Here is a 19,369-nt window from a genome sequence, read left to right as displayed (position 1 = left end):
TCTCTATCATATTGAGGAGATATAATACTAGTTGGAACGTTCTCATATGGTTTAGCTAACTCATTAGTTAATGATGGAGCAATGGATGTATTAGAATTCGTGGATACTTAGATAATTACATCAAACAGAAATATAAAATGAATTTAACTTGAAAGAAGCCAGTAAGTCCAAAGTTCTTTGGGTTACTGGCTTCTTTCATTATAATTAAGATACAACGTATGATTCACCTAAAACACGCTTAATACTGTATGACCCCTCTATCATTTCCGTGGCTATAAATGACTCCATATCACTAGATTCAATATCATACAACACTTCAATTTCCTTGGAGAACAGAATGTTACCATCCTTGATAAGTTCAGAGAGAGGTGGAACATTTCCAGCTTTTACATCTCCATTGTAAACTTGTTGAAGTCCGTCGACATAGGCTTCTAATGATCGTGCCCCCACAATTTTAACACCTTTATTTTCTTCATTCACCATGATAATGGTTGGAAATCCACGTACACCAAGTCTGCCTGCTAACTCAAAATCCTGCTCTAACAAATCTTGTGCCGATCCAAGAGCAGCATCCGCCACTATTTCTTCGCCATTTAGCCCAATGTTGTTGACTATATCAACTAATGTTTGCTCCTCTCCAATATTCTGATTGAAGGCGAATACAGCTTCTCTTGCCTGACGCAAAAATTCATTTTCTTTACCCGGATATATATTTTGTATAACCTTGTATACTCTAGATGGCGGGTACGAAGAAAGAATCGGATTGTTTTTCCACAAAGAACCATCGATAGGCATACGTGAATGTAAACCGACTTCTCTCCAATGCTCAGCTACATCTGAAGGCTGTTGAATGCCATTGGAGACATCTGCAAAACCATGCCAGCTAGAAAGCAAACCACCCATAATCGTCTTCACGTTAAAATATTGACCATACTGCAGAATAAAACGATTGAGTACCGGCTCAAGCGCCCAACAGTGGGAACAGATCGGATCTGTTGCATAGTAAAGTGTGATTTTGGGGGACTGTAGATTAAAGTCGATTATTTCCATTTGCTCTTCATCCCCTGGCCCACAGACACCGGTTTTAAGGTCACACATCATATTTGAATCATTCATATATAAATCACCCTTCGCTGAAGAATCAAAGAAAGTGCCCTCTTGTAGAAGTTCTTTGTATGGGAGTATTATAATACCAATACAAATTCAAATAAGTACGTTTATTTTTAATACTAAGTATCTTTTATAATACTATTGGACAGGAGTTATGTATGAAATACGAATTTAGACTTGATCAATTATGTCCTGCAACCTTCGCATTCCATGTAATCAGTGGAAAGTGGAACCTCCCGATCCTGGCCATTCTTAGTGAGAACGACAACATACGCTATAACGAGTTAAAAAGAAGACTGCATGGAATAACAGGGACTACCTTAACCAACTCACTGAGGGATCTTATAGAATATGGAATCATTCATCGGGAGCAATATAACGAAGTGCCACCAAGAGTTGAGTATTCTCTGACTTCATCTGGAAAAGAATTAGTGCCTTTAATTGAATCCGTTGTTGAATGGGGACAAAGAAATATTGGGGTGAAGGATAATTCCTAGACTGCTTTCTCATAAAAAAAGTGCACAAACCGTGATTGGTTTGTGCACTTTTTTTCATGATGTTTCGAAATGCCTAACTTAATGACAACGATACGCTCAACCTCCGGGTGAGATAAGTACTCCTCGAGATGCTGCTTCGCGTAATCGGCTGCTGTATGCCACAAGGTCTGCGGCAATACCTGTCTCTCTCACTCCTATTCCTGAATCTCCAAATGCATATACGAAGGCGCTTCATCCCAAGGAACGCTATATCCCGCTCCCTTTACACAGAACATAGAGCTGGAGGTGTACTCAGGATCAGCGCTGCGGTCGTATCCAATCCTTGCGATGACCTGTTCTGGGTTATGACATGGCTGATAACCGCCTAACTTCATCGAGATTGCTCCTTTGCCCTTCGTGAATGAAGCAAGCTCTACTGCATAATGCATGAACGTCGCGACAGGCGCACGTCCCTGAATAAGCATGGATTCACCTAGCATTTCTGGCGGGTCAAATTCACCATGGGAAAGCTGTATATCAGACATTACGCGTCCGATAAGCTCTGCATCGATTTTGATTTTGAATTGATAATAGGGTTCCAGTAGAATAGTGTTCGCTTGCTCCAATCCCTGCCGCAGTGCCCGAAGTGTTGCCTCCCGAAAATCACCGCCATGAGTGTGCTTCTGATGCGCTGCCCCGGTTAAAAGCGTTACATGCAGATCGGTGACGGGAGAGCCGGTAAGAACTCCACGATGGTCCTTTTCAAGTAAATGCTGACCGACGAGATGTTGATACCCTGTGCTGAGCTGCTCAACATGGCATGTACTGCGATATGTAATTCCCTCACCACGTTTCGCAGGCGCAAGCCGGAGATGCACCTCTGCATAATGCTTAAGAGGTTCGAAATGCCCACAGCCAATCACAGTCTCTGCGATCGTCTCTTTGTATAATATCTCTGGCTTGGAGAACGTTACCTTGAGCTGGAAACGGTCTAACACCACCTGCTGAAGTACCTCTAGCTGGATCATTCCCATCACATGAACATGAATCTCCTCCAGCTTGTCCTCCCATGTCACTTGCAGCGTAGGGTCTTCGGCTTGCAGGATCATGAAATAGCGTAGCACTTCTCTGGATGATATCCCCAAATTGAATACAACTTTGGATTTCAACGCTGACATAAGACGGGATTCTACTCGATCTGAATGATTACCTATACCCAGTCCAATAGCTGCATCGGTTAGGCCCGTAACGGCAACAAGCTGTCCCGCGGAGGCTTCATCGCATGAAGTATATTTCCCCCCATGATAGATACGAATAGAAGTGATTTTCTGGCTTAACTTTTCATGTTCTGAAGTGCTATAGCAGATATCCTCCCGTACCCGTAATTTTCCAGCTAAAATCTTCATAAAAGTCAGTCGCGTGCCTTGCAGCTCATGACGCACCTTATATACTCGTGCCCCGAATACTGCGTTTACTTCATAAGTCGATTCCATTAGTAGTTGCATCGTCTGCATCCATTCCGCAATCCCCTGATCCAATAGAGCTGCTCCACTCATAACGGGAAAGACCACCCGTTCTTTAACCATTTGTTTCAGCGTAGCCAATACCTGCCCAGGATCAATGTTGTCTTCGAGATATGCCTCCATCAAGGCTTCATCTCGCTCAGCAACAGCGGTAATGACCTCTTCAGGCAGCATGCTCTGATCTAGACCTTTTGCCAAATACAACATATCCGGCGAAAATTTCTGCCTTAACGCTTTTAGCACACGCTGGACGTCAGCACCGGTACGATCTATTTTGTTAATAAATATAAAAGTGGGTATGCCATATTCCTGTAGCAATTGCCAGACCGTCTCGGTATGCCCTTCAATGCCCTCCACAGCACTTAAGATGACTACCGCATAATCCATGACCTGTAAAGCGCGCTCCATCTCAGCTGAAAAATCGACATGCCCCGGTGTGTCAATGAGCTGATACGATTGTTCGTTATATTTCATCACCGCCTGGTCAGCAAAAATCGTTATCCCCCGTGCCCGCTCCATCTCATGACTATCCAAAAAGGCATCCTGATGATCGACTCTTCCCCGAGTCTTAATTCCGGAAGCATGGTATAGGAGCTGCTCTGCGAAGGTGGTTTTGCCGGCATCAACATGTGCTAGCAGTCCGATGGTGATTGGTGATGCTTCTGACAGTTTACAATACATATTTCTACCATCCATTCAATCAATCTTTTATATAAGAATCGTAGCCGAAATCTAGTAGCTTGTACAGAATCTCTCACCACCGACAGCATGACAAGCTATTGAGATGATGATTATGTCCCTATTAACTTATAAAAAACCGGTAACCCTTAACAGAAAGGATTACCGGCTCAATCTCCTTAAAACAATAAATCATCTACTTTCTAGACTCAACAGCTTTTTATCTAGAAACGCCTTTACATCTTTAGCAAGCTGAATGGATGCTTCAATCTCCAACTTAGTTGTTGAAACACTTTCAATGCTGCATCCAATTGGAATTCCCTTCTCCAGCCCGAACTCAAATAGTTCTTCAAATATTTTTTGAGATAGCTGAATGGATTTATCCAAAATATCGTTCGAGTATTTCAATTCATTTTCTAACCATCCCGGGATACTGATCCCCAACCATTTCATAAATTGTAATGTTTTCGCTGTGCCACATGGTGCAAGATTAAATAAAATAGGAACCATTTCAAAACCCTTATTTGTATTGTAATAATATAAATCAGACAATAAATTCTTTGATGCCTCTACATTATAAGTTGCCTGAGTGATAAAAAAGCTGCACCCATTGTTAATCTTTTCCACAATCCGTGTATGCTCATCATTCTTTTTTATATGTCTTTCAGGAATGACAACTCCTCCAAAATTCAAATTACTATTTAACTGTTTGCTTAGCATATAAGCATCTGGTAAATTCAATTTCACCTCTTGCTTACTTGACGAAGCGCCCACATACACGGAAAATCTGTCTTCACTTTCGTCAGTCTTAATCCAATCCGCGAACGAAGCTCTTGTATCATTACCGACGCACCGATAAATTATTTTCGGGACCTCCACTTGTCCTAGGTATTTATCACCATAGATAGCCGGATCAATCGTTGGTAAGTATGGGTAAGGTCTTTCATGATCAACTCTTTCTGCTTCCTCCTGGACGTCGTAAAGAATTAAAGCATCTAAATCAACGTTTTTAAGTCTTTCAACCTGTTTCTGTGCAATTTCTGATATCTTTTCTGGTGAATGGCTTGCCTTCGGTGGTGTCATCCCATATGTTAAAATACCAGGTTTCTTGCTCAATATTTTTTGTTTAAATGTGTTCCCTGCCGCTCCCAAATTAAAAACTCCTCTACTCGTCTCTTATAAGTTAAGGCTACCATGGCAAGCTTAATATGTATAACTTATATTTACTATATCTAGTTATATCTTAAAGCTATGATTCCCTATTGGTACTTATCGAGTAGTACATCATGGAGGCGGAGCTTCTAGATTTTAATGTTGACAACCATTTGGTCTGACTATAATATTAGAAGTCCTGCCTACCTTAAGGTTGGCGATAAGGGGACCGAAAGGTTCATTCTTATTTAAAAAGGGTGAGTATTATGAATAAAGAAGAATTAATGGAAAGCGCACGTAACACAAAGAAAGCTGCTTATGCCCCTTATTCTAAATTTCCAGTTGGAGCAGCCTTATTACTTAAAGATGGAAATGTTATTAATGGAGTAAACGTAGAAAATGTATCTTTTGGTGCTACTAATTGTGCAGAGAGAACAGCAATCTTCACAGCTATTACAAAGGGCTATACTAAAGGTGATTTTCAGGCTATAGCTGTAGCAGGTGACACAATGGATTTTCTGCCGCCATGCAGTATCTGCAGACAAGTATTATCGGAATTCTGTTTGCCCGACATGCCTGTCTACTTAACCAATGAGAAAAAAGAAATCTTAGAGCTGAGTTTAAGGGATTTATTGCCTTACGCATTCAAAAATTTAGATATGTAAAAATAATACCTACCATAGTGGAATATCAAAACACGCGTACCTGTGTTAGACAAGTACGCGTATTTTTGTGTTTAAAAGCTTAGTCAGAACACAAAGTCCACAGACCAGACACACCCCGTGAATACGTTGTGACTTACCAAATCGCAATTCCAACCTTCTCTTTTTCTTTGGCTATGTTAAATTCCAATGTTGATATTTGACCATAAGAAAACCGCCTTCGTTGAAAAGGCGGTTTATTGCTATCGTGTCTCGTTAGGTTAACCGCTTTTTGCTTACTATTGGGAACAACCCTAGATTTTATTTGAACAAGATTGAGGTATCACGAGAATCAAAAAAGTACAAACGGACGTTGATGCTTAACTAAATATTAGGACTCCAAATATAATAGTCAGTACCACAATAACTGTCAATGAGGCTACTTTTGCTTAACGAATTGCCCCCTCAGATACTTCAGGTTCTTCTTTATACATCCATCGTTTCCCCCATAATAAACTATCCTCAGGACAAAAATAAGTCCATATTAATACTCCATACATAGGAATCATAAAAATAAAAAACAAAAAAATTCCAGCTATCTTTTCCACTACATCACGCTCCCTCTACCATACCCCAATAATGGATTGGACAATTCTTATGGCCTCCAATAAGCAGGATTTCGTCTTATTTAAATATACCATATATTGGAACCGTCCTGCCCGTTCAATGAAAAAAGCGGGATACCGTAGCTCCTGCTCATCAATTTGTATTATTGAATTATCGTGTCTCGTTAGTTCAATCGTTGGATATGCCAAGGTTCTGTCCCCCATACGGATTTTTTGAGGCGCAGCACCTCCACCAACGTACATGAAACCATTTTCCGAGACTTTCCATTCCGCTCTTCATTGAAGTATTTAGAATCAAGTTCTAGCGAGTTTATTACTTCTCAAAAGGGCCTGATAACATCTTGGAAATTAAGATGATCACACTTTATATAAGTTTGGATATGAGAATATTCGGGCATGAGGACACACCTTTTGGGCTCAATTTTTAATCCTATTATACTCTTTTTCGTTTGGCTTGCCTTCGCGCTAATCTGCCCGTTAGTCATGCATGTAGCGCAAGCGCTGCACCACAGATGATGAAAATGGATTGACGAATCTGTCCATACTGCTACTATGGCTGGGAGAGGAAGGTCGATCAACTATGGTGCCTAGCCCATCCGTTAGTCTGACTCCAACGATCACGGTGCATCACAGATTGTCGCTCCCTATCGGGAAGCACTCATGGGAGATTAATCCTACTCTGATTGTTGCACCAGCCTCTTACCTAATTTAGCCGTAGAGAGGATACTTTAGAATGGAAATCGTAGTTGAACGTGCATGTGGTATGGATATTCATAAGGATAATGTCAGCAGAAAATAAAGTATTAGACGGGATGGCTTTATTTCACGCGGGTTTTCTAATTGTCATACCGTTAGACTCCATAAAATAAGTTATAGACTGAGCGTTGAAATTGAAACAGCGACAGCCAAGGACAAGAAAATAAAGTCCTAGACTGTCGCTGTTTTATTGAACAAACGTGTCCCGTTAGCAAAACAGTTTATAAATCGAGAACCGGAACCGGTCCGTCCATCCAGTTCAGCTGGTTATCTATCATAAACTGAACCGTCCAATGATGCTCTGCCTGATACCAGTTATTAAATTCCACAATACTCTCGTACAGATTCTCGACGGCTTCCGGCGTTCGTTCTTCCAGTACCCGATGGATGTCCGCCAACAAATTCTCCGGCTTCTTTTCAACCCCTTCTAGAACCTTTAAGAACCACTTATAAGAAGGGAACAGCGTTTCGTTGTGTACCAAAATCAACCTACCTGCGAAAAAGGCATAGTGGGTCAAACAGTAGTCGATTAATAAACGATTGTTGCGTTTCAGTCCTTCGTAATAATACCATTTCCAGGTTTCGAATTGTGCATAGAACTTCTGCATGTTCTCTGCCTTTTTCTCCAACGGATATCGGGGAGCGTATTGGACCAACTGTTCCAACCCCTCGATATTGGAATAGGTGACGAACGCATCCTGGAATGCGAACTTAGCAGGATCGCTGCCGGATTCGGCCACTTGCTTGATGTAGGAAGCGGATACAACTTTCCCGTCTACGTAACCGCCTTCATAAGAACAGGATTCCGTTTCGAAATACCCAAGATTATGGATGGAACAAGCTTTCTTGTAATCCTCTTCAGAAAGGACGATCATAATGTCGATATCAGAGGTTTCGTTGGCAAAGCCATGCGCCACGGAACCTCCGATGATGATCCCTTGTACGTCGGGTCTGGCTTTAAGCTTGTTGGTGATGGCATCAATGGCAGCTTGATGATGGGGATACATAATACATCAACTCCAATAAAATTAATATAAGAATTAATTAGTAAGCCAATACGTTAATCATAATTAAATAATATTCCACTTTTGAAATTCCCGCAATCCCCCGAATGAATCAACCGTCTTATAGATAACTGCCCGTTAGCGTAATGGGACGTTACCAGTCTAATTATTTATTTTGGGCTACCTCACGGCAGCCCTTTCATTTATTGAGCTATCGTGTTACGTTAGCGTAATAACTGTTAGCCCAACCTTTTTACAAAAGTAACTCTATGATAGTCTGTTTTAAAGAAATCCTTTTCAAAATCAACTTGCTCATAACCTATATTGCGGTAGAAAATTAACGTATTTTCATTACCAACATGCCCCAAAGTGTGTAGAATCACCTTGTTCCCACCAAGTAAATGAACTTGATTACATATGGTATCAAGAATTTCTTTTCCGATTCCCTTACGTTGACTTTCCTTATGAACTGCTACCCCAACTATTTCATAAAGTCCTCTTTCAGCATCGAAAATATATCCAGCATGACCGAGAACGATATCGGTATGTGCCACGTAATAACCGCAAATCTTATATTCCTGTTTCTCCAGGAAATCAGACCACCTCAATGAGTATTTCTCAATGATGAATTTGGGAAATTGAAGAGGGTGACTTGCCATAATATTTTCAACTTGACTTCGATCATTATCTTCCAATAAACGTATATTCAATCCTTCACCCCCCTGAATTACTGGAAGCTATTGATAAGTACAACTCCCAGTCGTAATTCTTAAGTTTAACAGTATTCTTCACTCGTGTGCGGCATGAAAATATTAGACAATTTCCCCGCTTGATAGTAAGGGTAATCCATCATCTTTTGGACCTTTTTCACCACATCCTTATTCGTTAGTGATTCAACAAGGTACAACCCTAAATCAATTGAAGCTGAAACTCCTCCGCTGGTTAAAATATTTCCATCACGTACAATCCGAGCCTTAACAACCTCTGTGCAATAAGGAATCAATAATTCGTAAGCAGTTGGATTCGTTGTCGCCATTTTATCAGTTAAGAACCCTGCGGCACCTAAAATCAAAGCTCCCGTACAAACAGACACTTTGTATTGCACATCTCGAGCAGTTTGTATCCAAGATATAAACTCTGTATCGTATCTCAAATCTCTGGTAGGCATGCCGCCGGGAATAAATATCAAATCATACTTAGACAGATCTGGGCTAATATGCTCTATCTGTATTGTCATACCACGGTCATCTGTAATTTTCTCGCATTTTGCACAGAGATCCCATGACACATTTTCCTTAGCATTTAGAATTTTTAGCCAAGACACCGCTTCATAAAAGCCGACAAAATCCAATGTTGTCATCTTGTCAAAGAGAATATAAGCTACTTTCACTCCATAACACCGTCCCTTTCGTGGATAGAAACACAAAAAAGCATTTGATCTTAGATCAAATACTTTGCCCAGGCGAACGGCGTTTGAAATATGTGCTTCCTCGTGGTACTCCACGTTTCGCCAGTCGCACATACCAAATATTTACTTTATTATAGTATGAAATATCTATCTCATCAATTTAATTTTTACGTTATCCTGCCCGTTAGCCATCCATGCATCCTCTGCAATGCACCACAGAGCATGAAAGTTGACCCGTTCTTTCATGGTAGTTGAACAAAGGGCTACCTCTCGGTAGCCCTCTCATTATTGAACTATAGTGTCCCGTTAACGCAACGACTTACTCTGTTAAATTTCGTGTTCCTCAACATAAAGCGGCATCAGAGAAGGCGGATCGTACCTTACCGCGGCCTTTAAACGACAAAATGGTGCCGATAGCCATAGCCCCATAGCCACAACGAAATAATGAGCCTAATCCGACAGTGCCCGCATGATGTTGGATTTCGCCTCTGCCGCAATCGCTTCATTCCCGTCATCGACCGCTTGCATTAAGATCAGTATGGGGATGTATACCGCGATCAGCCGCGCCAGCAGCTTCGTTTCCTCGTCCGCTCCTCCGTACGTTTCGAAAAACACGCCGCGAGCGTAAGGTGGTAAAAAGCTATAAGCAACGCTCAAATCGCAAGCCGGATGACCTACGCTCAGATCGCCCCAATCAATGATGCCGGAAACGATCCCGTTCTCATTCACAAGCATATTTTTGAAATGAAGATCGCCATGTAGCAGTGCATTCACCGCCTCGACACGGTCCTTTTGCAGCCTGCTAATATACGCTTCGATCACACCGGACTCCTCCGGCGACAAGTGTTCAACCACCTTCGATAGAAAGCCCTCCAATTTCACTTTGCGCGATGCTATGTCCGTCAAGTTTCGATGATCTTGCTGAACTCCGCACTTCAGCGCCGCCTGCACCGGAAACTCATGCAATCTCCGCAAAAATTTCGCCAGCGTCTCTGCCGATAAAGCCCGGCGTTCTTCCGTCAAACCGATTGGGAAATCTCCTAGCACGTGTGCATAGCCAAGAAATGGTGCCGGGTATTCGTCACTTGCTTCGCCATAAAACAACGGTTTCGGATAGGGGATGGTTATATATGCCTCCAGCTTTGGCAGCAGCTTCCCTTCCATACGAATCGAGCCAACTGCAATCGTTCTTCTTGGAAACCGGAACACGTACTCGTCACCGATGAGAAAAACCGTATTGTCCCAGCCCCAGCCCAATCGCTTCACTTGCTTCGATGACAGCTGAGGGAATTGTTTGCCGATCAGCGTCCGCGCCTGCTCTTCGTTAACCTCCCACTCCGCATCCCATACATTCGTTCCTCCCATGAATTGTCTGCCTCCTCGTTCCTTACGTTATGTAGATGTTTACATTCCCTAAAAGTTACGCATAACTGCCCGTTTGCTTAACAAGAATAAGCAGAAAGCCGAAGTTTGGTGTTCGTGTCGGTCACAGTAAACAGGCACGATTTGACCAACATATTTTTCTTATTCGATGCGGTATTCTCATATTCCTTGCTGTCTAAGTAACGAAACCACGCCAAGTAATTCTGCAAATACTTTGTTGCAACACCATTGAAGCGATCCATCCATTTCTTCAAGCGGCTGTGGTAGCTGTTTACGTTTTGGCTATGGTATACGCCTTTCACACGTTGTTTTCCGTCGGAATTGAATCGGTAATGAGTCATGCCTTTTGAATTCGCATAGGAGCTAAATGCCCTCCATGAATCAGTGCATAACACGTTTGAGTCAGATAGATGACCACCAATCGCTTCGTCTAATTTTGTAATCTGAATACGTCCACGCCCAAGTATGCCAGAGTAAGTTATTTTCTGACGGTCACGGGCAACCAGCAGCACACTTGATCGTGGCTTATACCACGATATTTCGCTTTGCCGCCACGTTTACGTGGCTTGCGTTCGGCAATATTCCGCTTGCTCTTTTCCGAGTAAAGAAAGTAGGTCTCGTCCATTTCAACAATATCTTGAAATGCTTCGGTTGGAATCTGCTTCAGAGCGGAAAGAATCTTATACCGCCAGTAAAACAAGGTGACATGCGTGACTTCATCGTTTAACTGCTCTGCACATTTTCTCAGAGAAAAGCCCTCAATCATGCATCCGATAAAACGAACCCACATATGAGGTCGCCTCATTCGTTTCAGAGGGGTGTTCGTAAGGTCATTGAATGTTTGGCGACAGATTTTTTCTTATTTTGATTAGATAATATAGCGTTAAGATAAATTGTATAATAGAAATACTCCAAGGAAGCAGAAAGAGCATTTCCACTTGATATTTTGGAAACCATTCAATAGAAACGACAACTCCATACTCACTATCACTGTCATCTTGTATTGCATTGAAAAATAAAAGAAGTAAGAGGCTGGATAGCATAGTTACCAAAAACCAAATAGCATTGTACTTTATCCTCTGAGTCCTTATAAACAAAAAAGAATTAATTAAGCATAATAAAAGCGGTATGAAGTACACCTTAAATGAGATATTTAATAACTCCGTTCCCCATCCCTCTATTCTTATCTTAAAAAAATAGATTAGGATCAGATGCAGTCCAACCACCAGTAGTACATAAAGAATGGCTTGTAGTCCTGTCTTGAATGACTTCATCGTTCGTCCCTCTTTTCCATTCGTTCACTTAATGCTCTAATGGTATCATCACCCTTCATCAAGATTTTCTTCTTACTTCAAGCACCTATATTCCACCCCTGAAATTATGTAGATTAATTTAAATTAAAACACTAAATATCCTTATAATGTAATCATCGGGAATTTTAAGGCGAAAATGAATAGAAAACCCCTCTTCCAAGTCAAGATTAGATAATTTATTTGAACTGATTTAAAGTTTATGAACAAAGGACAAAGTAGAAGTTAAGTACAACCCTTTTCATTAGACCTATTGAGTTCAAATTACTTAGAAAAGCTGTATAGATCATAAAGCTGGTTACAAACACATGTAATAAAAAACACGTTAGTTTTGGTTATTGCTACGGTGAGAAATTTTGAATATTTTTCCACATCTATATAGTACCGCTTAAACAGACACCAGTAGTCTATATCAAACCGGCTAACGGTACGGATGGACGTGGTATTTTTAGAATCGAGAAAATGAAGGATAAACAAGGCGTCTTTGATATCCAAGGTCGTCGGCAGGATCGCCGTATCATAGCCCCTCGGAAGGTCTCAGCCTCACGACTGGAATCGATTGTTCGTCAATGGTGTGTCGGAGGAAGCTTCCTCATTCAGCTGGGCATTCCACTGCAATTACTTGGCGGATGTTTTCATGATTACCGTATGCTTGTTCAGAAGAATGGGCAAGGGGGCTGGGAGCTAACGGGAATGGCCGCAAGAGTAGGTGCTGCACGAAGCATAACCTCTAATCTTCATGGTGGTGGTCACGCGGTTCGTGCAGAGACCTTATTGAAAGAGTAGCTAGGTAGGCATACAAGGACGAGCTGCGGTCAGCGATATTGATTTATGAATATTGACGTGATTCAGGACTATCGGGGTGACAGCGTGGATCATGACCAAGGGAATGGCGTATGGGATGATATTCATTTTATCGACATTCGTACAGAAAAAATCTTTAATAATGGTACCTCCGGCCAATTTAAGACGGCTCCGATCCTCATCTGTACGGCTAAATATGGCAGTGACGAGGTTGGCTCGGTCAGCAATATAGAAATGTTCGATAGATAGATAGAAAATGGGCTGCAGGATGTATTGAAGGAGGAAGGAATAGTATCCATAGCCTTTTCACCATTGGCAAAGGGATTGCCATTAGAAGGTCTTTCCAAAAGCAATTATCCAAATATTATTCTAGATGTATTAATTCTTGCAACTAAGGGCAGGTTATTCGCTTCGTACTTTATATTCAATGACAAACCAACAACAACTCATGTTTCTGTTTGGCTTATTATAAAAAAGCCGATAAACCTTAACAGAAAGGCTTACCGGCTTAAAAACTTAGTTCTAATGCAAAAATATGCACACGCTTGAATATGAATGATTTTTCTCGTTTAAAACGAATTTTTCTCATTTAAAATAAAAAATCACACTAAGTTATTCAAATTATTCTATGTCAAATACTTACCCACAACGACTATACCCACAGTTCCCGCAAGTCTTACAACCCTCAATATTTATCAGCGAAGCACCGCCGCAAGAAGGACAAAGGTCACGGGAAGCAGAAGTATGGTTATGCGCGCCATGTCCGCCCTGACCATCTTCAATAGAAGCTGCCGCAGGAACACTCGCCTTCAACTCCGCGTTCAACGCTTCATTGAAATCCTCCAGCTCCAAAGTCGCTGCGATAGGTGCAGGCACATGATCATCCTGAGCGTTGTTCAGCACGTGTGTTTCTAGTGCTTTAGCTACAGCATCAGCAATGGATTCAACTCGATTCGCACCGAAGCCGATAGCGCCTGACCCACCGATCCCTTTCAGATGTTTGATCAACAGTTCTACCTTCTCGCCATGATCTCCATAACGGAGGAACAAGGAGCAGACACGTCCAAGTGCTTCTGCCATCGCAAAGACGTCTGAGCCTGCTTTACCCACATTCAGGAAGATTTCTGCCGGCGTACCATCTAGATCATTGATCGTAATATATGCCATACCGAAAGGTGTGTTAATTTTATAGGTTGCACCGCGTAGAACTTGCGGACGTTTCTTGTATTGTTTATCCAGCTCTTTAGTAGACGCTTGAGGTGCTGGGCTTGCCGCTACAACACTTGTACTTACTTCAGGAGCAGCTGTAACTTCAACAGCTGGAGCTACCTCTTCTGCTGCGTCTTCCTTCTTAGAAGTTTGCAGCACTTGCACGTCACGGCTACCGTCACGATAGATTGTAACGCCTTTGCATCCCAGATCGAAGGCCATTTCATACAGCTCAGCCGTCTCTTCTACTGTGAAGTCAGACGGACAGTTGGCTGTCTTAGAAATCGAGCTATCCACCCAGCGTTGAATCGCTGCTTGTGCACGAATGTGATCCTTAGCCGACAAATCCATCGAGGTTACGAAGTAATCTGGCAACTCTTCACCTGGATGAGCTTCAAGCCATTCTTGGGCGATCGGAACGAACTGCTCATCATAGCCAAGACGACTTTGACGGAAATATTTGAAGGCGAAATAAGGCTCTATACCTGTCGAAGTACCTACCATTGTACCTGTGCTGCCTGTAGGTGCTTGTGTAATTACTGTAACGTTACGCATACCGTGTTTGCGAATCGCTTCGCCAACCTCTGGATACGTTTCGAGCATATTTTTCATAAAGCCGCTCATTAAGTATTTCTCAGTATCAAAAGCTAAGAAGGATCCCTTCTCACCTGCAATCTCTGCGGATGCAAGGTATGCTTCACGAGCCATAAAGCCGTAAAGCTTGTCCAGAAACTCCAAAGATTCCGGGCTACCGTAACGGATGTTCAATTTGATCATCAGTTCGGCAAGACCCATCGTTCCGAGACCCACACGGCGTTCATTTTTCTGATTCGCTTCATTTTCTGGGAAATGATAAGGGGTCTTATCGATGACATTATCCAAGAAACGAACGGAATAGCGTGTTGTTCTTGCGAGATCTTCCCAGTCTACATCATGATTCTTCTCATCATAGAACTTGGACAGGTTCACAGCTGACAAATTGCAGACTCCCCAGCCTGGCAGACCTTGCTCCCCACATGGGTTCGTACAAATGATCGGATTGAAATACCAGCTGTTGGACATTTGATTGTAATATTCCATGAACACAACACCTGGCTCAGCGGATTTCCAAGCGGATTCGATAATGGTGCGCCACACATCACGCGCTTTAACGGTTCGATAATGAATAACGTTTTTGCCTGCAGCCTTCCACTTGTCGAGATCGCCATCCCACACATCATTATAATCAGGGTCTGTTGTATCCGGGAATACGAGATCCCAATCTAGATTCTCTTTTACAGCCTTCATAAAGCTATTGCTCACACATACCGAAAGGTTCGCATTCGTAACTTGACCCATCGTTTGCTTCACCGTAATGAAGTCCTCTACATCTGGATGCCAGTCATTAATCATGAGCATGAGTGCACCGCGGCGGCTACCGCCTTGTTCAATGAGTCCAGTGGTATAACTAAACAGACCGCCCCAAGATACAGAACCACTAGAAGAACCATTAACACCTCTCACAATTGCACGACGTGGACGTAGAGAGGATAGGTTAATCCCTACACCGCCACCACGAGCCATTATTTCTGTCATTTCAGCCAACGTCTCCATAATACCGCCGCGGCTATCCTTTGGAGAAGGAATTACATAACAGTTAAACAGGGTTAGTTCCTCACTAGCGCCAGCACCAGCCGCAATTCGTCCACCCGGTACGAGCTTCCAATCATCCAGAATCGAACGGAATTTGCCCGCCCATTCTTCTTGAAGCTCAGGTGTCTTCTCCACAGAAGCCATAGCTGAAGACAGACGATCCCACATTTCCTCTGGTGTTTTTTCTATATTAAGCGTCAGCTTCTCAACATCTGATTTCACAAGTTCGCCGCTGCGCGTCTTTACGGTTACAATTCTGCCGTTACGTTCTACGATCTCTCCGACTTCCTTCGTTGGAAATTTCGGATCATCTTTCGTTAGAACTAGTACAACATCGCCCACTTTAGCATTATTGCTGTCGGCATCCTTCCAAGCATAACGATCCAAAAATATTTTTTCACTTAGCCCTTCCAGGCGTTGCTTACCTTCCACTTTACCCAATAGAAAAACCTCCCGCAATGTAGTAAATATTAGTTCCAGTTCATGGTGTGGGCTCCACAACAAAAACTTCCTTACACGTATCTTCAACCTTACGGGTGTATGTAGGAAGTTCATCTTGTCAATAACAAATAGCAGCTACGCACTTTAAAAAAATCACATTTTCATGCTTTTGTCACAATATATTGTGTGCGTCAGCTTTTAAACTATACCACATATTGTATCGAAGGTCTTTTTCGAAAATAGAGTCAAGCAGCTGAAATATCGCAAAACTTGCGGTATTTTCTCGCTTTTACTCTCTTTTTTAAAGGCTATCAAGAAAAATAGAAGGTTATGAATTCTCTTGTTTAAGAGCATACTACTCCTACGAATGATGATATGAATTAGCACCTGAGGAGGCTGTACCATGACGCAATTATTCCGTAATTCTCTACCTCAAAAAGGTGGAAAGTCAGCGCCTATACTGCCTGTTCCTCTTTCTTTTGACCGGAATTGGCTACAGGATCTAGAACTCAAACTGGAAAAAGGCGGTCCGTGGGGAGACTTCCGTCTATCCAAACTTGCTGTTCAAGGTGAACAAACAGGTCTAGTAACAAGCTTCGATGAACTTCAATGCATGAAGCATTTATCCGGATTATCCCCACTTCCACATCAGCTCGATACCGCGCATAAAGTTCTATTTGAGATGTCGGGCCGCGCGATTCTTGCAGATGAGGTCGGACTTGGAAAGACGATTGAAGCAGGACTTGTACTCAAGGAATATCTTGTTCGCGGTCTAGTCTCTAAGGTACTTATTCTGGTACCCGCTTCCCTCGTATTGCAGTGGGTTCGGGAGCTAAATGCCAAGTTTGGTATCTCTGCTGTTGCACAGAAAAAAGCATATTCCTGGGGAAATGCGATTGTCGTCGCATCTATGGACACTGCGAAACGTGATCCACATAAAGAAATGCTGCTGGAAAATGAATATGACATGTTGATTATTGATGAAGCCCACAAGCTGAAAAATAAGAAATCAACCAATTATTTATTTGTACAGCAATTACGCAAAAAATATTGCCTGCTCCTAACCGCCACTCCCGTTCAGAATGATCTGGGTGAGCTATTTAATTTGATCACTTTACTGAAACCGGGACAGCTAGGGAATCAGGGCGATTTTGCCTCAAACTTCGTCGTTGATAAACGTCAACCTAAGAATGAAGGTCAGCTAAGGGACGAGTTATCGAAGGTGATGATCCGCAATCGGCGTGGCGAAGGTCCAGTTAACTTTACGAAACGAAAAGTCCGTAATATTCCGCTAGTTCTTTCACAGGAAGAGAGAGTATTATATGACGCTGTCACTTCTTTTGTTAAAGATCAGTATCAGGAATCAGGCGGCAATCTTAGCAGCATGCTTTCCTTGGTAACGCTTCAGCGCGAGGTATGCAGCAGTCGAGATGCTGTGTTCATCACTTTAGTTAATCTGATCAAGAAGCTGCCCGCCGATTCGCCGAAACGCGATCGGATGATGGAGCTATTGCAGACACTTCGTACGGTAAAGACCAATACCAAAGCCGAAACAACACTATCTCTCATTCAAGAAATGAATGAAAAAGTCATTGTCTTTACGGAGTATCGTGCGACTCAAGAATATTTGCTTCAGTATTTCCGCGAACATGGGCTAATGTGTGTTTCTTATTCCGGCGGGATGAATCGCGGCAAAAAAGATTGGATGATGGATCTCTTCCGCGGTCGTGCTCAAGTAATGATCGCTACTGAGGCGGGTGGTGAGGGCATTAACCTGCAGTTCTGTCACCATATGATCAATTTCGATCTGCCTTGGAATCCCATGAGAGTAGAACAGCGGATTGGGCGGGTACATCGGTTAGGTCAGGAAAATGACGTGGTTATCTATAATTTGTCCACGCAGGGCACGATTGAAGAACATATTCTGCATCTGCTACACGAGAAGATCAATATGTTCGAAATGGTCATTGGCGGGCTGGATGTGATTCTGGAGCGATTTGAGAAGAAAGAATCTCTGGAGAAAAGCTTATACAAAATCATGCTCGAATCCCGCTCCGATGAAGATTTGCGTAATGAGCTAGAACATATCGGTGAATCCCTCAGCGAGTTAACTCAGGGTATCAAAAAAGAAAGTGAGACTGCGACATGACCCTCACCTCTCAGGAAGTACGTAAACATGTTATGGACTATTTGGAAGCAACAGAATGCTCCATTATTGAAGTATCGCCCATTCACGTAACTGTAAAGCTATCGCCAAGAGCTGACAGAATGCTTACAGATCGACCTTATTATTGGGGGTTCGTGGAGCGTACTGGAGTTGATCCAGAGACACTCTCTTTCACCTTTGTATTCGATCCGGAAAAATACGACAGCCAGGCAGCTATAGAAGTTGCGCCAACGGTAAATCGCAGTACTCTGGCATTAAAACCGCCAATTACCGGAGACCCAGTGATGAGTGCTACTGCTGATGTTGAGGCTAGCGCAGATCTTTTAAATTCAGAAACATCTGAATCTAATGTGGTTCATGTTCCTTCCTCAAATCCTGAAGACAGCATTCTTGCCCGCTACTTCGGGATTGTACCGGCACTGCCTCGAATTGGACCTGGCATGATAAGACGTGAAGATATCATTTATGGTAGCAAGCGCCTTCAGCAAATTTGGAGTGCAGCCCAAGATGAAGGGAAATGCCTTTACTTATTTGAGGACCCCGGTAGCAGGCAGCGAAATACACTTTTCTCTGCAGCCTATGAACCGTGGCTCGGTGTCTGTTATAAAGTCGAAATGAGCTGTGATTTGAAACGGGAAGAACTGCATTATCTTGGAATATCTCTGACAAAAGGGACCATTATTGATGACTTTAACGCAAAGATATCCTCGCGGGAGATGACCCCCCGTTTACCGGAAAACGTGCATATTCAGCCATATGAATTAACAGTTACAGCCGCTACAGATTTATTAGAGGCTCATCTTACCTCTCATCTAGCCGAACTTGATTACTCTTGGGCAGAACAGGCACGTGAGCGTCTTAGAATCGAGCTGGCTATCATCGATATTTATTACGGAGAACTGCTGAAAGAGCCGGATGAAGAAAAACGTTTAGGCACTCAGGAGCAATATAACCGTCGTCGACAGGAGACCATTTGGCAATATGAGCCGCAAATTGCAGTTTCTGCGATAACCTATGGACTGTTTCATCTACGAAGTCTATAGAATGCG

18 protein-coding genes, 1 pseudogene and 1 riboswitch are annotated in these 19,369 nt (G+C 42.6%); of the genes and pseudogenes, 7 read left to right on the top strand and 12 right to left on the bottom strand.

Annotated features, from left to right (window positions below):
• Positions 1–204: 204 nt before the first annotated feature.
• Complete coding sequence (locus tag NSU15_RS11080) at positions 205–1,116, bottom strand: DsbA family protein (protein ID WP_339290359.1); 912 nt, start codon at positions 1,114–1,116, stop codon at positions 205–207.
• Positions 1,117–1,268: 152 nt separating this feature from the next.
• On the opposite strand from NSU15_RS11080, the gene NSU15_RS11075 reads away from it, so the two are divergent.
• Positions 1,269–1,607 carry a helix-turn-helix domain-containing protein gene (locus tag NSU15_RS11075; protein WP_042126439.1) on the top strand — a complete coding sequence of 113 codons (339 nt, stop codon included), beginning with the start codon at positions 1,269–1,271 and terminating at the stop codon, positions 1,605–1,607.
• A 194-nt stretch (positions 1,608–1,801) separates the two neighbouring features.
• Here NSU15_RS11075 and NSU15_RS11070 read toward each other — a convergent pair whose 3' ends face one another.
• Positions 1,802–3,790 (bottom strand): translation factor GTPase family protein, encoded by a 1,989-nt coding sequence (locus tag NSU15_RS11070; RefSeq protein ID WP_339290357.1) that lies wholly within the window; start codon positions 3,788–3,790, stop codon positions 1,802–1,804.
• Positions 3,791–3,979: 189 nt separating this feature from the next.
• Positions 3,980–4,939 (bottom strand): 5,10-methylenetetrahydrofolate reductase, encoded by a 960-nt coding sequence (locus NSU15_RS11065; RefSeq protein WP_339290356.1) that lies wholly within the window; start codon positions 4,937–4,939, stop codon positions 3,980–3,982.
• A gap of 266 nt (positions 4,940–5,205) precedes the next feature.
• Here NSU15_RS11065 and NSU15_RS11060 point away from each other — a divergent pair, with 266 nt between their 5' ends.
• Positions 5,206–5,604: a cytidine deaminase gene (locus NSU15_RS11060; protein WP_036689594.1), complete on the top strand. Its 399-nt coding sequence runs from the start codon at positions 5,206–5,208 to the stop codon at positions 5,602–5,604.
• A gap of 425 nt (positions 5,605–6,029) precedes the next feature.
• On the opposite strand, the gene NSU15_RS11055 is transcribed toward NSU15_RS11060, so the two are convergent.
• The 8 genes and pseudogenes from NSU15_RS11055 to NSU15_RS11020 form a co-directional block, all read right to left on the bottom strand.
• Complete coding sequence (locus NSU15_RS11055; protein ID WP_249923458.1) at positions 6,030–6,188, bottom strand: hypothetical protein; 159 nt, start codon at positions 6,186–6,188, stop codon at positions 6,030–6,032.
• Between the two features lie 15 nt (positions 6,189–6,203).
• Positions 6,204–6,449, bottom strand: coding sequence for a hypothetical protein (locus NSU15_RS11050; protein ID WP_076116951.1), 246 nt, complete (start codon positions 6,447–6,449; stop codon positions 6,204–6,206).
• A 734-nt stretch (positions 6,450–7,183) separates the two neighbouring features.
• Positions 7,184–7,969 carry a nucleotidyltransferase domain-containing protein gene (locus tag NSU15_RS11045; protein ID WP_076121975.1) on the bottom strand — a complete coding sequence of 262 codons (786 nt, stop codon included), beginning with the start codon at positions 7,967–7,969 and terminating at the stop codon, positions 7,184–7,186.
• Between the two features lie 236 nt (positions 7,970–8,205).
• Positions 8,206–8,676, bottom strand: a complete 471-nt coding sequence (locus NSU15_RS11040) for a GNAT family N-acetyltransferase (RefSeq protein WP_076121965.1) — start codon at positions 8,674–8,676, stop codon at positions 8,206–8,208.
• A 65-nt stretch (positions 8,677–8,741) separates the two neighbouring features.
• A complete protein-coding gene (locus NSU15_RS11035; protein ID WP_076121963.1) occupies positions 8,742–9,356 on the bottom strand; it encodes a DJ-1/PfpI family protein in 615 nt (204 codons plus the stop codon).
• 59 nt (positions 9,357–9,415) lie between these two features.
• Positions 9,416–9,494: riboswitch (ZMP/ZTP riboswitch) on the bottom strand.
• 330 nt (positions 9,495–9,824) lie between these two features.
• Positions 9,825–10,739: a phosphotransferase gene (locus tag NSU15_RS11030; protein ID WP_076119620.1), complete on the bottom strand. Its 915-nt coding sequence runs from the start codon at positions 10,737–10,739 to the stop codon at positions 9,825–9,827.
• Between the two features lie 77 nt (positions 10,740–10,816).
• A pseudogene (locus NSU15_RS11025) lies at positions 10,817–11,613 on the bottom strand (IS1595 family transposase); the annotation flags it as partial.
• A complete protein-coding gene (locus NSU15_RS11020) occupies positions 11,588–12,031 on the bottom strand; it encodes a hypothetical protein (protein WP_076119621.1) in 444 nt (147 codons plus the stop codon). The pseudogene NSU15_RS11025 and the gene NSU15_RS11020, both read right to left, overlap by 26 nt.
• Positions 12,032–12,427: 396 nt before the next feature.
• On the opposite strand from NSU15_RS11020, the gene NSU15_RS11015 reads away from it, so the two are divergent.
• From NSU15_RS11015 to NSU15_RS11005, 3 genes are read left to right on the top strand one after another with little or no spacing between them, the layout of a single operon-like run.
• On the top strand, positions 12,428–12,853 hold the full coding sequence (locus NSU15_RS11015; RefSeq protein WP_339291319.1) for a YheC/YheD family protein: 426 nt from the start codon (positions 12,428–12,430) through the stop codon (positions 12,851–12,853).
• A gap of 45 nt (positions 12,854–12,898) precedes the next feature.
• The gene (locus NSU15_RS11010; RefSeq protein ID WP_339291532.1) at positions 12,899–13,120 is read left to right on the top strand and encodes a hypothetical protein; all 222 of its coding nucleotides are present in this window, start codon (positions 12,899–12,901) and stop codon (positions 13,118–13,120) included.
• 24 nt (positions 13,121–13,144) lie between these two features.
• The gene (locus NSU15_RS11005) at positions 13,145–13,420 is read left to right on the top strand and encodes a hypothetical protein (protein WP_339291530.1); all 276 of its coding nucleotides are present in this window, start codon (positions 13,145–13,147) and stop codon (positions 13,418–13,420) included.
• A 90-nt stretch (positions 13,421–13,510) separates the two neighbouring features.
• Here NSU15_RS11005 and NSU15_RS11000 read toward each other — a convergent pair whose 3' ends face one another.
• Positions 13,511–16,144 (bottom strand): adenosylcobalamin-dependent ribonucleoside-diphosphate reductase, encoded by a 2,634-nt coding sequence (locus NSU15_RS11000; protein WP_139328540.1) that lies wholly within the window; start codon positions 16,142–16,144, stop codon positions 13,511–13,513.
• A 412-nt stretch (positions 16,145–16,556) separates the two neighbouring features.
• On the opposite strand from NSU15_RS11000, the gene NSU15_RS10995 reads away from it, so the two are divergent.
• The gene (locus tag NSU15_RS10995; RefSeq protein ID WP_339290353.1) at positions 16,557–18,302 is read left to right on the top strand and encodes an SNF2-related protein; all 1,746 of its coding nucleotides are present in this window, start codon (positions 16,557–16,559) and stop codon (positions 18,300–18,302) included.
• On the top strand, positions 18,299–19,363 hold the full coding sequence (locus NSU15_RS10990) for a YqhG family protein (RefSeq protein ID WP_076119625.1): 1,065 nt from the start codon (positions 18,299–18,301) through the stop codon (positions 19,361–19,363). Before NSU15_RS10995 ends, NSU15_RS10990 begins: the two co-directional genes overlap by 4 nt.
• Positions 19,364–19,369: the final 6 nt, after the last annotated feature.

The organism is Paenibacillus sp. FSL E2-0201 (assembly GCF_037963325.1).
In the GTDB taxonomy this organism is placed as follows: domain Bacteria; phylum Bacillota; class Bacilli; order Paenibacillales; family Paenibacillaceae; genus Paenibacillus_AQ.
The sequence above is the reverse complement of the archived record's forward strand: the minus strand, read 5'-3'. Positions and strand labels throughout refer to the sequence as shown.

Coding starts and splice junctions, on each gene's coding strand:
- NSU15_RS11080 (WP_339290359.1), bottom strand. CDS start 1,116: ATGAATGATTCAAATATGATGTGTGACCTTAAAACCGGTGTCTGTGGG.
- NSU15_RS11075 (WP_042126439.1), top strand. CDS start 1,269: ATGAAATACGAATTTAGACTTGATCAATTATGTCCTGCAACCTTCGCA.
- NSU15_RS11070 (WP_339290357.1), bottom strand. CDS start 3,790: ATGTATTGTAAACTGTCAGAAGCATCACCAATCACCATCGGACTGCTA.
- NSU15_RS11060 (WP_036689594.1), top strand. CDS start 5,206: ATGAATAAAGAAGAATTAATGGAAAGCGCACGTAACACAAAGAAAGCT.
- NSU15_RS11050 (WP_076116951.1), bottom strand. CDS start 6,449: ATGTACGTTGGTGGAGGTGCTGCGCCTCAAAAAATCCGTATGGGGGAC.
- NSU15_RS11045 (WP_076121975.1), bottom strand. CDS start 7,969: ATGTATCCCCATCATCAAGCTGCCATTGATGCCATCACCAACAAGCTT.
- NSU15_RS11030 (WP_076119620.1), bottom strand. CDS start 10,739: ATGGGAGGAACGAATGTATGGGATGCGGAGTGGGAGGTTAACGAAGAG.
- NSU15_RS11020 (WP_076119621.1), bottom strand. CDS start 12,031: ATGAAGTCATTCAAGACAGGACTACAAGCCATTCTTTATGTACTACTG.
- NSU15_RS11010 (WP_339291532.1), top strand. CDS start 12,899: ATGAATATTGACGTGATTCAGGACTATCGGGGTGACAGCGTGGATCAT.
- NSU15_RS10995 (WP_339290353.1), top strand. CDS start 16,557: ATGACGCAATTATTCCGTAATTCTCTACCTCAAAAAGGTGGAAAGTCA.
- NSU15_RS10990 (WP_076119625.1), top strand. CDS start 18,299: ATGACCCTCACCTCTCAGGAAGTACGTAAACATGTTATGGACTATTTG.